The 16,449-nt window shown below is 38.3% G+C and carries 15 protein-coding genes; all 15 read right to left on the bottom strand.

Annotation, left to right across the window (positions count from 1 at the left end; genetic code table 11):
* Nucleotides 1-39: 39 nt before the first annotated feature.
* A complete protein-coding gene (locus tag WAK64_RS11185) occupies nucleotides 40-1,329 on the bottom strand; it encodes a murein hydrolase activator EnvC family protein (RefSeq protein WP_336587058.1) in 1,290 nt (429 codons plus the stop codon).
* A 41-nt stretch (nucleotides 1,330-1,370) separates the two neighbouring features.
* Nucleotides 1,371-2,255, bottom strand: coding sequence for a permease-like cell division protein FtsX (gene ftsX / locus WAK64_RS11180; RefSeq protein WP_336587057.1), 885 nt, complete (start codon nucleotides 2,253-2,255; stop codon nucleotides 1,371-1,373).
* Nucleotides 2,245-2,931 carry a cell division ATP-binding protein FtsE gene (gene ftsE / locus WAK64_RS11175; protein ID WP_336587056.1) on the bottom strand — a complete coding sequence of 229 codons (687 nt, stop codon included), beginning with the start codon at nucleotides 2,929-2,931 and terminating at the stop codon, nucleotides 2,245-2,247. The genes ftsX and ftsE overlap by 11 nt, the downstream gene beginning before the upstream one ends.
* Before the next feature lie 504 nt (nucleotides 2,932-3,435).
* Nucleotides 3,436-3,732 (bottom strand): c-type cytochrome, encoded by a 297-nt coding sequence (locus WAK64_RS11170; protein ID WP_336587055.1) that lies wholly within the window; start codon nucleotides 3,730-3,732, stop codon nucleotides 3,436-3,438.
* Nucleotides 3,733-3,783: 51 nt separating this feature from the next.
* Entirely contained in the window at nucleotides 3,784-4,656 is an 873-nt protein-coding gene (locus WAK64_RS11165; RefSeq protein WP_336587054.1) for a YitT family protein, read from the bottom strand.
* Nucleotides 4,657-4,982: 326 nt separating this feature from the next.
* Nucleotides 4,983-6,084, bottom strand: a protein-coding gene (gene prfB, locus WAK64_RS11160) for a peptide chain release factor 2 (protein ID WP_336587053.1) whose coding sequence is annotated in 2 segments (ribosomal slippage) — nucleotides 4,983-6,011 and nucleotides 6,013-6,084 — 1,101 coding nt in all. Because the reading frame shifts where the segments join, the coding sequence is not laid out codon by codon here.
* A gap of 212 nt (nucleotides 6,085-6,296) precedes the next feature.
* Nucleotides 6,297-8,804: a preprotein translocase subunit SecA gene (gene secA / locus WAK64_RS11155; protein ID WP_336587052.1), complete on the bottom strand. Its 2,508-nt coding sequence runs from the start codon at nucleotides 8,802-8,804 to the stop codon at nucleotides 6,297-6,299.
* Nucleotides 8,805-9,035: 231 nt separating this feature from the next.
* Complete coding sequence (locus WAK64_RS11150; RefSeq protein ID WP_336587051.1) at nucleotides 9,036-10,079, bottom strand: SEC-C metal-binding domain-containing protein; 1,044 nt, start codon at nucleotides 10,077-10,079, stop codon at nucleotides 9,036-9,038.
* Nucleotides 10,080-10,291: 212 nt separating this feature from the next.
* Complete coding sequence (hpf, locus tag WAK64_RS11145) at nucleotides 10,292-10,849, bottom strand: ribosome hibernation-promoting factor, HPF/YfiA family (protein ID WP_336587050.1); 558 nt, start codon at nucleotides 10,847-10,849, stop codon at nucleotides 10,292-10,294.
* 206 nt (nucleotides 10,850-11,055) lie between these two features.
* Nucleotides 11,056-11,478: a DUF8042 domain-containing protein gene (locus WAK64_RS11140; protein ID WP_336587049.1), complete on the bottom strand. Its 423-nt coding sequence runs from the start codon at nucleotides 11,476-11,478 to the stop codon at nucleotides 11,056-11,058.
* Nucleotides 11,462-11,803 carry a flagellar protein FliT gene (fliT, locus tag WAK64_RS11135; protein ID WP_336587048.1) on the bottom strand — a complete coding sequence of 114 codons (342 nt, stop codon included), beginning with the start codon at nucleotides 11,801-11,803 and terminating at the stop codon, nucleotides 11,462-11,464. Before fliT ends, WAK64_RS11140 begins: the two co-directional genes overlap by 17 nt.
* Nucleotides 11,803-12,201, bottom strand: coding sequence for a flagellar export chaperone FliS (fliS, locus tag WAK64_RS11130; RefSeq protein WP_336587047.1), 399 nt, complete (start codon nucleotides 12,199-12,201; stop codon nucleotides 11,803-11,805). Before fliS ends, fliT begins: the two co-directional genes overlap by 1 nt.
* A gap of 21 nt (nucleotides 12,202-12,222) precedes the next feature.
* Complete coding sequence (locus tag WAK64_RS11125; RefSeq protein WP_336587046.1) at nucleotides 12,223-13,752, bottom strand: flagellar hook-associated protein 2; 1,530 nt, start codon at nucleotides 13,750-13,752, stop codon at nucleotides 12,223-12,225.
* 12 nt (nucleotides 13,753-13,764) lie between these two features.
* Nucleotides 13,765-14,127: a flagellar protein FlaG gene (gene flaG, locus WAK64_RS11120; RefSeq protein ID WP_336587045.1), complete on the bottom strand. Its 363-nt coding sequence runs from the start codon at nucleotides 14,125-14,127 to the stop codon at nucleotides 13,765-13,767.
* A 947-nt stretch (nucleotides 14,128-15,074) separates the two neighbouring features.
* Nucleotides 15,075-16,334, bottom strand: a complete 1,260-nt coding sequence (locus tag WAK64_RS11115; RefSeq protein ID WP_336587044.1) for a flagellin N-terminal helical domain-containing protein — start codon at nucleotides 16,332-16,334, stop codon at nucleotides 15,075-15,077.
* Nucleotides 16,335-16,449: the final 115 nt, after the last annotated feature.

Here is a 16,449-nt window from a genome sequence, read left to right as displayed (position 1 = left end):
TGTTTTTTTATTTAACCGCTTTCTTAATGAATTCATGGGTTAGAAGTTAATAACACTTCTCGGATTTATAGCATTGGATTTACTTCCGTTCCAACCACCTGCATGAACTTCAAAGTGCAAATGCTGACCGAAAGAATAACCTGTATTCCCCATCACACCGATTTTTTGGCCTTTTTTAACCGTTTGAAGATTTGACACTGCATAAGAGGACATATGAGCATAAACCGTCGTATACGTTTGACCATTTATATTATGACTGATAAAGACGACATTTCCGTATGAGTTGCTCCATTTGGCTTGTGAAACTACACCATCTGCTGCGGCAACAATCGGAACGCCACTACCAGATTTGGCGATATCCATCCCGTAGTGATAACGAGTTTTACCATTAAGAACATCTAAACCAAAATTCGTCGTAATAATCCCACTTGCTGGTTTCGTCCAACTACCTGAGCTCACTGCTGGTGCGGCAGCCGAAGATGAACCTCCTGACGATGATGATCCACTTGTATTGGATGCCGCTGTCGCCTCAGCCTGCTCCCTCGCAATACGCTGTGCTTCACGTTCTGCAGCTATAATTTCTGTTTCGACCGCTTTGCTCATCTCATAAAGTGCATGTGCGTGCTCTTCTAGCTCTTCTTTTTCCTCTTCAAGGCTTGAGTGTTCCGTCTCTAATTGCGCTAATAAGCGATCTTTTTCTGCCTTTTGACTATCTAAACTTGCCTTAAGGTCTTCAAGCTTGTTCTTTGCCGCTTCTAAACTCTCTAACTTTTCTTCTACTTCTTTTTTCTTTTTTTCTAGTAATTCTTGGTCTCTCTTCTGATCTGCTAATATATTTTTATCGGCATCCATTATAGTATTGACGGCTGTAATACGTGAAATAAAATCAGAGAAGCTTTTCGCACCAAGGACCACATCTAAGTAACTAGCACTTCCACCTTGTTGTTGCACCGTTCTTGCTCTTTCTTCTAATAGCTCATTACGTTCTGCTATTTTTTTCTCAATTTCTTTTATTTCTTCTTTTAATTTATCAATTTCTATATTCGTTTCTTCAATTTCTGCCGCTTTTTTTTGAATTTCCCCTAAATTTTTATCTATTTCTGCGTCAATTTTTACTATTTCTGCCTGCATATCCTTCTGCTTAGCAAGGTTTTTATCTATTTCCGCCTGTTTCTGATCAATACTTCCCTCTACTTCGTTTTGTTCCTCTTCAAGCTTGTTCTGCTCCTGCTTTAAACTATTCATGGACTGTGCAAAGCTATTGCTAGGGAAACTACCTACTGTTAAGACCCCCGCAAGTGATAATGCGATAAGTGGTTTATTTTTCACAATATGTGCTCCTCTCACTTCTATATCTTACGGTTTTTGTTTTATATTTTTAAGAATTTGCGGACGGACATCATGCTGCCCCAAACACCGATCAAACATCCCATTAATACGATCAATATGTTCACTTGGTAAATAAATGGCGTTACTTCTAGTATTGAAAAAAGAGAGTTTCGAAGCTTAGGCTCAATATATTGATAGGCATAATAATAGCTAGTAGATACTAGAATGACAGGAATAACGGATCCTAATATACCAAGCCACAGCCCTTCTAAAATAAATGGCCATCGAACAAACCAATTGGTTGCTCCGACTAGCTTCATAATTTCTATTTCTTTTCTCCGTGCGACAATCGTAATTTTAATTGTATTAGAGATTAGAAACATCGCTGTAAATAACAGTCCAATGATTAACACTAAACCTACATTTCGACTGTATTTAAAAAAGCTAAATAATCGATCGATTTTGGCTTCGCCATATACTACTTCCTCTATATTATCGAATCGTCGAATTTGTGTTGCAATTGACTTCGTTTCTGTCGGATCTTCTGCTTTAATAACAAACGCATCGTATAATGGATTTTCTTGCTCAAAAAGTCCAAACTCTTCGCCAACATCATCCATTAAATCCTTCAATTCTTCATCTTTTGATGAGAATACGATACTTTCCACTCCTGAGATACCCTCAATTTGTGACTCTAACTTGTCAATCATCTCTTCATCTGCTTCTAAAGATAAGAACACCTTAATTTCAATATCTTTTTCTATATCTGTCGCCACTTTATTCATATTTAGCATGAGTACTACAAAAACACCAACAAGTACTAATGTTACTGTAACGGCGCTAGCTGAAGCGAAAGTCATCCAGCTATTTCGCACGATATTTTTCAAGCTTTCACGTAAGTGACGTAAAAGGGTATTAAAGTTCATAGCCGTAATCACCTCGTTGCTCGTCTCGAACAATTTTACCATTTTCTATAGCAATGACACGATGGCGAATCGTGTTAACAATATCACGATTATGGGTAGCCATAATAACTGTCGTACCACGCGTATTAATTTCTTCAAAAATCTTCATAATTTCCCAAGATGTTTCAGGATCTAAATTCCCTGTTGGTTCGTCAGCAATGACTAACTTCGGCGTGTTCACGATGGATCTGGCAATCGATACACGTTGCTGTTCCCCTCCTGAGAGTTCATCTGGTAGCATTCTAGCCTTATGTTTTAAACCGACTAAGTCTAAAACATCCATCACTCTTTTCTTCATCATCACAGTGGGTTCTTCAGTCACTTCCAATGCAAACGCTACATTCTCATACACGGTTAAAGATGGAAGAAGTTTAAAATCTTGAAAGACTACTCCCATATTTCTGCGCAAGTATGGGACACGGTGGCTTTTTAGCTTCGCAGTATTAATGCCATTAATGATGACATCTCCAGAAGTAGGTTTTTCCTCACGGTACATTAATTTAATAAATGTAGACTTCCCTGCTCCACTGGGACCTACCACGTAAATAAACTCACCTTGCTGGATTTGGACATCAATCCCATTAGCAGCAACAATACCATTTGAGTATTCTTTATAGACATTTGTCATTTGAATCATGTGTTAATCACCTAATTTATTATTGTTGGATTATGCAGTCACATCTTGTTGTCAAATAGGCTCGAAAAATGCCCACAGTTCATTATACCATTTGACCTAGATCAGGTCATCGAAATTTGTATTACAGTTTCTTTTCAATTGTAATTTTCAATTTTAGATGAAATGATTCTAAATTCAACATTATTCTTCAGTAATTCTTGTTTTTCCACTTTATTTCTTTTAATGAAGTAAGGTAATTGTTTAATATCTTAATTTATAATCTATTGTTATTGTCGAAATCAATAATTGATTAGATATATTTCGTAAGTATTTTCTATGTACCAACAAGTCTTTTTTCACAAATAATCATTATTTTTTCGTACTTGAAAGAGTAAAAAAAGACCCGTTTTTTCTAAAGTTAACAAAACGTACTTCGCCTATTTTCAGCAAAATCACTCACAAAAAAGCTTGTAGAGAAATCCACTAGGTTTCTCTACAAGCTCGCAAAGACATTCCCTGTTACATTTATTTTTTATTTGCAAACCATTCTGCTACTTCTTTTGCTTCTTCACCTTTTAGGACACCAGGCATTTGTCCTTTTCCATTTACGATAATGTCTAAAATCTCATCTTCACTTAGTTTTGCCCCGATATTATCAATCTTTGGGCCATAGTCACCTTGTAAGTTCCCTCCATGACATGTCGCACATTTTTGGTCAACAAGCTTTTCGATTCCTACTTTCTCAGGCTCATCTTCACCACCACCACATGCACTTAACACTAATACAGAACCTAACAGGACACTATATATTAATTTTTTCACGGCTATTCCCTCCTTGGGAAATAATAGAATCACAATTACATTATACCAATTTTACGCCCGATTGAAACCTTCTCCAAGCACTTCAGAAGAGTCCGTAACAACAATAAATGCTGATGGATCAATCGCCTTCACTAGTTGTTTCAACTTTGTGAATTCTGTCTGATCGACAACACACATTAATATGGGTCTCTCATCATCCGTATAACCACCATATGCAGATAGTTTTGTCACACCTCGATCAATTTTATTCAAAATACCATCTCGAATTTCTTCTTGACGATTGGTAATAATGAGTGTCATCTTCGAACGACCAATGCCGACTTGTACTAAATCAATCGTCTTACTTGTAACAAATAGGCCAATCAGCGCGTACAAACCTTTCTCAATATCGAAAACAATGGCGGCTGACAGTACAATTAACCCGTCAATTAACGCCACACATGTTCCAAGTGTTAAACCTGTATATTTATTAATAATTTGCGCTGCTAAATCTGTTCCTCCTGTAGAAGCCTTGCCTCGAAAGACAATTCCAAGTCCAAGCCCAACTCCAATCCCTCCGAAAAGTGATCCTAATAAAGGGTCGGAGGTCCACGGTTCCCAATCCTCAGTTAGATAAACGACTAGTGGTAAAAAAATAGTTCCTACCGCTGTTTTTACACCGAAATGAACTCCTAAAAGTATAAGGCCCGCAATAAATAGTGGAATGTTTAATGCCCATTGTACATAAGCTGGATTCCAATCTACTAACCCTTTTAAGATTGTTGAAATACCTGTAACTCCTCCTGATGCCACTTCGTTCGGCAATAAAAACACATTGAAAGCAATCCCGATTAAAATGGATCCAATAAAAATATACCCATATTCTAATAATTTATTTAATGCTGGATTCGCTAGTTCACCGCGTCTTCGCTTACTATTGCTCATCTTTGTAGCTCCCTTTCCAGTCAGTCTATGTAGTTTCCCCTAAATCTTCCGTTTTAGGAGTATAGCATGTCGAAAAATGTCTGTAAATGACACTACTATAACGCGTTAAAGTAATGGATGCTTAAAATATTGAAGAACAATTTACATCCTAAACCTTTAAAATATAGAAATGGGAGTGAATGCTAAATAATCCTTAATTACGTGGAGATTCTCAAAAGGTAGGGATATATAGGAGACAGTAGTCAGAAGGGTTGCTATAAATGAAGGAGCAATGAATCATAACACTTCATTCGACCATAAAAAAAGCTGACAATTAAGTCAGCCGTTTAATGTATACGTGAACGTAAATATGAATCAATAAATGGATCGATATCACCATCCATTACTGATTGTACATTCCCAGTCTCTGTGCTTGTGCGGTGATCTTTCACCATCGAATAGGGGTGAAATACATAGGATCGAATTTGACTTCCCCAGCCAATTTCTTTCTGCTCCCCACGTATTTCAAGAAGCTGTTCTTGTTGCTCTTCAATTTTCTTTTGATAAAGCTTGGCCTTCAACATATTCATCGCTTGTGCTCTATTTTTAATTTGAGAGCGTTCAGATTGACACGTCACGACAATGCCTGTTGGAATATGAGTAATCCTGACAGCAGAGTCAGTCGTATTAATATGCTGTCCACCAGCACCACTTGCACGATACGTATCAATTTTCAAATCTTCTGTACGTACGTCTAGTTCAACTTCTTCGTTAAATTCTGGAACAACCTCACAAGACGCAAATGAAGTATGACGACGACCTGAAGAATCAAAAGGAGAAATACGCACTAAGCGGTGAACACCTTTTTCTGCTTTTAGATAGCCGTAAGCATTATGCCCTTTAATTAAAAGCGTCACACTTTTAATCCCTGCTTCATCACCAGCAAGGTAATCAAGAGTCTCAACTTTAAACCCTTTTTTCTCTGCCCAACGTGTATACATTCGAAGTAGCATGGATCCCCAATCTTGAGATTCGGTACCTCCAGCACCAGGGTGCAGCTCTAAAATGGCATTATTTTTATCATAAGGTTCGCTTAATAACAACTGAAGTTCAAAATGGTTTAGTCTCTCTGATAAGTCAACTAATTCCGTCTCGAGCTCCCCTTCGAGGTCTTCGTCGGCCTCTTCTTTCGCTAGTTCAAATGTGACTTCTAATGTTTCATGAGTTTCAAATAAATCATTGTACTCATTAACAAGATCCTTTAAACCATTGGCCTCGTTTATGACACCTTGAGCTGCCTGCTGATCATTCCAAAAGTTTGGATCTGCCATCATTTCATCTAGCTCTGCAATTCGTTCTTCCTTCGTTTCGAGGTCAAAGAGACCCCCTAAAATCAGCTAGCTTCTTAGCTGTTTTTTCTAACTCCACTTTCATTTCTGACAATTCCATTCTAAGTTCACCTCTATGAATAATCTGTGTTTCATCAATCTTCTGAAGGTAAGCGTATAGGTTCAGTACTAATAAAACTCACTTCGTCTATTAAATAGGTAAGACGAAGTGATTCACTATAAATTCTTCGTATATCATTAAACGTTCATCTTACCATTTTTCAGTAAAACAGTAGTATGGTGTATGACCAAAAGTCAAACACCATACGCTCTTTATCCGTGACAATTTTTATATTTTTTCCCGCTTCCACATGGGCATAAATCGTTTCGACCGATGTTTTCCTCTTTGCGAACCGGCTTACGCTTTTTCACCTTTTGGTCGCCTTCTTTCGGATTTACCGCTTGGCCTTTTGCTACTTCTTGGCGTTCAAGATTATTGCGTATTTGGGCCTTCATCGCAAGTCGTGCGGAGTCCTCTTCAATCGCTGTGACCATCGATTCAAACATAATGTATCCTTCATTTTGATATTCCCTTAAAGGATCATTCTGACCGTAAGCACGTAAATGAATTCCTTGACGAAGGTGGTCCATCGCATCAATATGGTCTGTCCATTTCGTATCAACAGCACGTAAAAGGACTACTCTCTCAAATTCTCTCATACGTTCAGAAGTCATTTCTTCCTCTTTTTCACTGTATAGAGAAAGAACCTTTTGGAAAATAAACTCCGTCATTTCGTCTGGTGATTTATCCTTTAAATCCGCAACCTCGACATCGCCTTCACTAAGAAGATTGGCTTGAACAAAATCCACTAATCCTTGAAGATTCCATTTTTCTTCTTCTTCCGCCAGTGATGCGTGAGCCTCCACTTGTCGTTCAATCACAGAACGTAGCATATTTTCGACGATTCCACGAAGATTTTCTGAGCTTAATACTTCATTACGCTGAGCATAAATAATTTCACGCTGCTGACGAAGCACATCATCATATTGAAGTAATTGCTTACGCGAGTCGAAGTTATTTCCTTCCACGCGCTTTTGCGCACTTTCAACGGCTCGACTTACCATTTTACTTTGAATTGGCTGAGAATCGTCCATCCCAAGACGCTCCATCATCGATTTCATATTGTCAGAGCCAAAGCGACGCATTAGCTCGTCTTCCATAGACAAATAGAATTGTGTAACACCAGGATCTCCTTGACGACCTGAACGACCTCTAAGCTGATTGTCAATTCGGCGTGACTCATGACGTTCTGTTCCGATAACAGCCAGTCCCCCTAAGTCAAGAACACCTTCTCCTAATTTAATATCCGTTCCACGACCCGCCATGTTTGTCGCAATCGTCACGGCACCTTTTTGACCTGCATCTAAAATAATATCCGCTTCACGCCCATGGTTCTTCGCATTTAAAACGTTATGACGAACACCTCGTTTAAGTAATAGCTTGGAGATTACTTCAGAAGTCTCAATCGCTACTGTACCGACGAGAACAGGTTGCCCCTTCTTATGACGTTCGGCAATATCCTCTACCACTGCACGGAATTTCCCTTCCATTGACGCATAAATTAAATCGGAACGATCATCACGAACAACCGGTTTGTTCGTCGGAATCACAATGACATTCATATTATATATATTTCGGAACTCTTCTTCTTCCGTCTTAGCTGTTCCCGTCATTCCGGACAGTTTTTCATACATACGGAAGTAGTTTTGGAAAGTAATCGTTGCCATTGTCATGCTTTCGTTTTGAACTTCAAGTCCTTCTTTTGCTTCAATAGCTTGATGCAGCCCTTCACTATAACGACGCCCCTTCATTAATCGTCCCGTAAAGGAGTCAACAATGACCACTTCGCCATCCTGCACTACATAGTCTACGTCTTTATGCATCGTAACATGAGCTTTTAACGCTTGATTAATATGATGAAGGAGCTTGACATGATTTAAATCAAAGAGATTTTCAATATTAAAGCCTTTTTCAGCTTTCGAAATACCATCTTCTGTTAATAATACACTTTTCGTCTTTTCATCATACGTATAGTCGCTTTCTTTATTAAGCATCCGTACAAAGGCATTAGCTTGCATATATAGCTGAGCAGAGCGCTGTGCTTGTCCTGAAATAATAAGCGGCGTTCTTGCTTCATCAATAAGAATGGAGTCAACCTCATCAATGACAGCAAAGTTAAGTGGTCTCTGTACTTTATGTTCATTGTAAAGGACCATATTATCGCGAAGATAATCAAAACCAAATTCATTATTGGTTCCATAGGTAATATCCGCTAAATAGGCTTCACTCTTCTCTTCCTTCGATAATGAATTTAAATTTAGACCGACGGTTAAACCTAAAAACTCATACAACCGTCCCATTTCCTCAGCGTCACGACTTGCTAAGTACTCGTTCACTGTAACAACATGAACGCCTTTGCCAGAAATCGCATTTAAATAAACTGGCATCGTAGCTGTTAACGTTTTACCTTCACCTGTTTTCATTTCCGATATATTTCCTTCATGAAGAGAAATTCCCCCCATGAGCTGGACTCGATAAGGATGCTGGTTAAGAACACGACGGGCTCCCTCACGAACAACAGCAAACGCTTCTACCAATAAATCTTCTAGCGTTTCTCCGCTTTGATAACGCTCTTTAAATTCAACCGTCTTTGCTTTAATCTCTTCATCTGATAATGCTTCTATCTTAGGACCTAATGCATCTATTTGGTCTGCTAGCTTTTCAGCCTTTTTTAATTCGCGTTTATTGGCATCGAAAACTTTGTTTAAAAATCCAATCATGTCTTAACGCTCCTTTTTCGTTATACATATCTCGTCTACGTCATTCTTACTTCTTTCATCGATCGAATGACTCGTAATCTTTCTTTTTATCTTACCACTTCACCAATTGAGTGACAACTTCAGAATAACAAAGTTTACCTATTGTCATTCATAAAAAGGCAAACACGTCCGTGTTTGCCTTTTTATGAATTTACTCTATGAAACTAGATGTTGATAACGAACAGCCTTGCTTTACTGTTGAAGCGACAAACCTTCCTTATCAGAAATCATATCTTCCACAGCATCAACAATCTCTTTTCTTTTTTTCGAAATAGATTGAGGTGAAACGTCAAAGCTTGCAGCAATTTCCTTTTGAAGAAGATTTACATGCTTAGGTAAATAATGTTTCACTGCTTCTACTGTAGCCGCTGCGTATACGTGTGGGTTCCTCATAGTAGGCTTTGCTCTTTCTAAATATTCTTCTAGTAACGAAACAGCAAATTCTACTCGATTGCTTTCCTCCCCATTCTCTTCAAGATATGTTTTTAGTGATTCGGTTGCCTTTTCATATGAAGCTTTATTAAATTTCGACTTCCCTGTCACTCGTGGCGACTTCTCTTTGCGAGTATCATCTTTGTATACTTGAAAGGCATAGTCGACCAATGTAAAGAAACTTTCATGAACTCCCTCTATATACTTTTCTTGCGCGTGTGCAAATAATTCTTCGCCAAGGCTAGGAAAAATAAAATATTGACCAAATAACACTTGTTTTTCACCATAGGTAAGAACCACTCCAATAACAAAAGCGTTCTCCTTTAAGTCTTGATCTTGTTCATCTAACGAAAATGTCTGACCACTTAATGCATCTTGAAGGGTAATCGACGTCTCCTGGACATTTGATATTTTCCCAGCAATAAACGGAGCTTCCTCCCACGAAGATACGATTTCCCGTGTAAGAGGACGTTGAATCGACTCCATTTGACTTTCAATAAATTGCTTCGATAGCGTATGTCCCTGACTATTTTTACGAATAAATAAATACCAAATAGTAAAGGCGATTTCAAAAATTTCCTCGTCTTTTTGGAATTGCTCACTGTTTGAAATGTATTTCTGATACTCCTGCACCATTTCAGCATCTTTCTTCTTAAGAACATAATCCATCATTTGCATTTGTAGGTGGTCAAGCTCTGTAGAGACTAGTTCTTCAACTGTTACGGAATTCGCTTTTCCACAACATTTTTTATATTTTTTGCCGCTCCCACATAGGCACGGTTCATTTCTACCAATTTGTGTCATTCCATTCACCCTTTTTTCTAGAATATCTCCGAAAAATCTAACCTCTTTATCATAAAGCAAAATGACAAAAAGAAAAAGAACCAGGATATTCCGATGCTTAGTCAAATCTTATTATTCTATATTTCATAGTAAGAGAGGTTTCAGCCTTCACCCTCCTCTTCATTTCCAACAAAAAAAGCGGACTCAATTTTGAGTCCGCTTTTTTTCTCTCGTTAGTTCGTTTCAATTAGTCCGTACTTCCCGTCACGTCGTTTATAAACGATATTGGTCGCATTTGATTCAGCATCTGTATAAATGAAAAAGCTGTGACCTAATAGATTCATTTGAAGAATCGCTTCCTCACTATCCATTGGCTTCAAATTAAATTGCTTTGTACGAACGACTTCCATCTCCTCTTCATCTTCTTGAAGCTGAGCAGCTTTCGTTCCTCCCATATTTGCAAAAAACTCTTTTGGACTTCCATTTTCACGAATTTTTCGATTAATCTTTGTTTTATGCTTTCTTATTTGTCTTTCTAATTTATCAATGATTAGATCAATTCCTGCGTACATATCTTCATGTCTTTCTTCAGCACGAAGGACGATATGTGGCATTGGAATCGTTACCTCTACTTTTGTTGTTTTATCATGGTATACTTTTAAATTTACGTGTACGTTTGCATCAGGAGTTTCATTAAAGTAACGCTCCAGCTTTCCTACTTTTTTCTCTAAATGCTCCCTAATTGCTGGAGTTACCTCAATGTTCTCACCACGAATGTTATAAGTTAACATGTAAACTCCTCCTTTATTTAAAGCTTATATTTATATTTCTATTTTACCCTTTAGAATCCTTCTTAATCTTTTGAAAAATTATGTCTATTTTGCGGCAACTATGTGAATTTTTGGTGAATAATGTCGAGTGAATGGTACGTTTGCGCATAAAATGTTTACCAATCCTTACACCTGAAACTTAAAAAAAGAGCAAATTTCTTTGCTCTTTACTGTCTTACATAGCGACTAACGTTATAATCGGCAGCTTGCTTCCACGTAATAAACGCCGGAAAAAGCTTCATTTCCAATAACTCTGACTTTTCTAAGGAAGCAACCATATCCATTGCATACTCTTCTATAACGGAAAAATCTTCAATGCTTTTCAAAACCCCCTGATCATCAGAAAAATAATCAAGAAGAAGAGGGTGCGCTTTTTGGAGCTGAGCGAGTGCTGATAAAATATCTAGCAACACTACATGGGCATTTGCGTCTTTTTGTGACCTAAAGGCAGAAATAACATACTGACATGCTTCTTCAACAGACACCAGCAACTCAATATAATGACGACATATTGTAAATTGTTCTTCTGTTAATTGAATCGGTTTTATCATCTCCATGTCATCTCCATGTCCCCTATTTCTTTTTGTCATAAAACATCCCGTCATGCTGAAGTGAGGCATACGGGTTTACATATTTATAAACCGAAACCTTCGTCTTCTTTAGTCCATTTCGATCTCGTTCAATCGATTTTTTCATTTTCTTCATTTCACTTTCAATCACTTTATTCATAACAACGATTTGCTTTCCAAGCTTTTCTTCTTCTGGAGTAAACGGAGGCTTAACTTTGTGTAATATCGCTTGTCGCTTTTTAAGAAGGGAGGTCATTTGTTCCATTTTTCCTTCCCGCTTCCCGTCTACTTGAAAAAGCTTATAAAGAGTTTTTGTAATGGTATAGCACTCGTTTACCACACTCATTACGCTTGACCACCAGTGTGTTGTTGTCTGCGGTTTAGTTGAATTACTTGCTTCCATGTGTCGCGCAACTCTACAATCATGCCTTCCACTTCTTCCATTATGTCAAGATCATTTTTGACATTCGCTGTCATTAACTGACGGTTCATATAATCATATAAACTCAGCATATTTTGGGACATTTCAATCTCCAGATTAAGCGTCACCATTAACTCCTGGATAATGTTCTGTGCCTTTTGAATATTAGTGTTCTTTAGTTCTATATGCTGATCTTGCATGGCTTTTTTGCCAGCATGAAGAAACTTCAAGCATCCATTATATAGCATTAGCGTCAGCTCTCCTGAAGAAGCGGTATTCACCGCATTGTCTTGATAGGTTTTATATGGGTTGTTTACGGCCATAATGACACTCCTTATCCTTTCTTAAAAACTAAATTGCTGCATTAAATACGTTGATTGAGTGTTCGCTTGCTGAATGGCTAATTCCATTGCCGTGAATTGGCGCCAATAGCGATCCTCAATTTGAGTCAACCTTTGTTCAAACCTGTCCATTTGATCTTCAATATTGTCTAAATTCCGACCTAATGTAAAGGTATGGTTGGTACTACTTGCTCTTCCCGCACGAACCTCAATACCTGCCATTGCCTCTTGAACGGTATCACGTAATCTTCGTGCTATTCCTTTTTCATCCATACTCTCGCCGTTTTTTGTAAACACATCTTTCAATGCATTCGGGTCGTTGGCAATGGTTTCTCTTAGTTTTTCTTCATCGATAATAAGTTTTCCGCGATCTAAATAGTCTTTCGAAGTATCAATACCAATATCCGAAAGTAAATTACCTATACCACTGATAGGAGAAGATAGGTCTAAACGCATTTGGTTGATAGCCGTTGTTAAGGTCGAGTCATTTCGTAGTGTTCCACTACGAGCTTGTTCTTCCCACAATTCAATTTCCTTCTCCTCCATGCCTTTTTTCTGTTCACTAGTTAGTGGTGGATAATCACGTTGTTTTACTTCCACTAATTCTTCATTTATTTTTTTTATTATGTCATTATATTTTTCGACAAATTGAACGACAGTGTCTAAAATACTATCAACATCCGGTGTGGATTGAAAATGAACTGGGTCTCCCGTCGCTTGCTTTAAAGTGACTTCGAAGCCTGATAATGTAAATGTATTCGAATGTCTCTCTGTCTCCAAGCCATTATAATTAAATTTCGCATTGGCCCCGAGTGTTCCATTATTTAAGGTCTCTGAGTGTATATTCGTTGCTTTACCAGTTCCATCATCGTCAAACTGTAAAACATTCATAAAAAAGTCGCCAGACAAGGTTATTTCAGGAATATTTGATCCATCACTTGCTTGTGCATCTCCACTATAATTAGCTGTTACAGCAACTTTTCCTGTAAAAGAATCATAAAACATCGTGACATTTGACTCTGCATTAATCATTGAAATTAATGAATTTAACGTATGCTCTGATGGATCAAATTCAATCGTCGTCGGTTCCGTCGATGTCACTCCGTCCTCCCCAATCGCTTGAATAGTAATCGTTTGCATACCGGAAACTCCTTGCTCACTGAGCGCTTTTGTTGGATCTAAATGAATGTTTGTATTGCTAAACATCGTTGCCGCTGATGCTAACGATGTTACTTCTATTGTTCCTGCAAAATCCCCTGTTGAGGACAGATTTTTTATCGAAAGCTCTTCAGGTGCTGACACATCAACTTGCTTTTGATTAAATGTAGAATCCCTATAGATTCCATCAAAGATTAACGTATCGAACTCTAAAAGCATCTTATTCATCTCACGATAATCATCCCGTTGCCATTCTAAATACGCCTTTTGCTGTTCAAGCCTATCCATTGGCAGCCTCTCTGCCCTCATTAAATCGCTTACGATTTGATCCGTGTCCATCCCACTTGCTAAACCACTTATTCTCAAATCATTCATTACGTCACGTCCTTATATCTTCTTATCGACTAATATTCCGACAAACTCCGTCATAGCTGCATACATGTCTAATAGTTTTTTTGGGGGTATTTCACGCACTACTTCCTTTGTCTCATTATCAATTACCGAAACAAAGTATTCCTGAAGCTTTTCATGAAATTCGAATTTCAGTGATGTAGGTGAGGCCTTTAAAAACTCGTTCACGCTATGAATAACTTTTTCAACTTGTTCTTTAGGAGGAATCTCTTGTTGTACTGCGTCCTGTTCTATTTTCAAGAGTGTACTAGATAATTCGATTGGTCTGTTTGATAAACTAGCCTCCATCGAATCTTGTTTAAGTGCTGGTACAGTGTTCAAATCAACCTTATTCACCATTTTCTTTCCTCCGATCACCCGAGTGTCTCTATTTCTATTATCGGCCAACAGGTCGAATCGTTTAATACTAGACAATGGATTCACTAAAGAACAATAAAGTCCTCATTCTCCCCAGACGGTACGCTTTATCAGAGAATCAGTCGAACCATCAAAAGATGTCACTGCCATCAGGCAAGCCATGTCACAAGGGCATATTTTTGCTATTGAGACAGAACTCTTCTTGATACACAACATATCTTGGAACACTTGTCGATTATCGTTCAAACGGCGCACAAATCTTGCTGAAAATCAAAAAGTTGAAGATGGTTAAATGAGGAAGAGGTGGGGTTAAAAAAATGAATTATGTATAGGAAACGCACAAAGTGGAATTGAAGAAAGTCGAACAGCATCATTTTTCAACTGAAGAAAGATTATAATCTACCATGGTGTGATAATTGGTGTTTTATTGGAGGAGAATGGATTTGATGTCTTGAAAGGAGCTCTCTATCGAAGGGATTGATAATCATCCGATTTTTAAGGTAGTAGCCGATCACTAAAATACACCCAACCTATACGAGCCATAGGCAAACAGGTAGTGACTTTGTTACATAGCCTTGATCATCGGAGGAGCTTAGATTAATATTTAATAGACCGAAATTCCTCTTTAATAGATCACATCATGTGGTCTTTACGTTTTAACTGCGAACACCGACCGTAACGCCACCACAGGGTCGTGTCACGCCAATCGATGTTCTTATTTATCTTAGAGTATGGAATGGGTTTCATGTCAAATTAAATTTAAGCACTTATTTAGCTTGAGACCGCCTTAGTGTTACGTTTAAAGAGTTAAGTAACACTTGAAAAACCAATCCGAAAACGATACGTAAAAATAGTACATTAGATATCTCGCGTCGAAAGCAAAAAAAAAAGAAACCCTCGTAAAACGAGAGTCTCTTTTTTTTTAATGATTAACGTAATAATTGAAGAACACCTTGTGGCATTTGATTTGCTTGAGCAAGCATTGCTTGAGCAGCTTGAGCAAGAATGGATTCTTTCGTTTGCGTCATCATTTCTTTTGCCATATCAACGTCACGGACACGAGATTCAGCAGCAGTTAAGTTTTCGCTAGCTGTTCCAAGGTTGTTGATTGTATGCTCTAGACGGTTTTGGACAGAACCAAGCTTAGAACGTTCAGCTGATACTTTTTGAATTGCGTTATCAATTGTTTTGATCGCAACATCTGCTTGAGATTGAGTTTCTACTTTAATACCCTTTACACCAAGAGCAGATGCACCCATATCTTCAACAGAAAGGTTCATATTTTGCCCTGTGTTCGCACCGATATGAAGCGTTGCACTTCCATCTGTACGGTTGTCTTGAGCAGCTGTTGTTTCACCGAAAGAAGAAAGAGTGTCTGTAGCAGACGTACGCACAGCTCCAGTACTATCTTTCACCGTAATTGTGATTCCATTAACAGCTCCAGCATAACCCGTATTATCAGCAGTAGCTACCATTTGACCATTACCATCAACAGAAATGGTGAAAGCTCCATTTGGATTCGGTGTAGCTGCTCCATCAGTATCTAATGCATCGATATCAGTAGTTGCTGAGACAGTAATCGTTTGCTCTGTATATGTTCCATCTTGAGTGTATGCCACTGTAATTGTATCACCAGCTGTAATGCCAAGGTTATTGCCATCTTTGTCTTGTAAAGCTGTCAGTAAAGTTGTTCCAGTAGCAGGTGCTGCACCAGCTTGAACTACTTCACTTGTGTTTATATTTGCTACAGCACCATTAACAGCTCCACCCATTGAACCATCAATTAGGTTTTTCGTGTTGAATTGAGTCGTATCACGAATACGGTCAATTTCACTTGTTAATTGTGTGATTTCATCTTGGATATTTTCACGATCTTGGGCTGTATTCGTGTCATTGGAAGATTGAACCGCTAGCTCACGCATACGTTGAAGGATTGAGTGTGTCTCTTGCAGAGCTCCTTCAGCTGTTTGGATCATAGAGATACCATCTTGTGAGTTACGAGCGGCTTGGTCTAATCCACGGATTTGTCCACGCATTTTTTCAGAGATAGCAAGACCCGCTGCGTCATCTCCTGCACGGTTAATACGAAGGCCTGAAGATAACTTCTCCATAGATTTTGCTTGATTTGTTGAGGCAGTGTTTAATTGACGATACGTGTTAAGCGCTGCGATATTATGATTAATTCTCATGTTTCTTTTCCTCCTTGAATGTAGAGCTCACGTCCTTGTGAGCTTTATGAATAGTGTGGAAAGAAAGGTCGGCCGCCCCTCTCTCCCTTACACTATTAATATCGACAGAGCCTAT

The organism is Bacillus spongiae, assembly GCF_037120725.1.
In the GTDB taxonomy this organism is placed as follows: Bacteria; Bacillota; Bacilli; order Bacillales; family Bacillaceae_K; genus Bacillus_CI; species Bacillus_CI spongiae.
The sequence above is the reverse complement of the archived record's forward strand: the minus strand, read 5'-3'. Positions and strand labels throughout refer to the sequence as shown.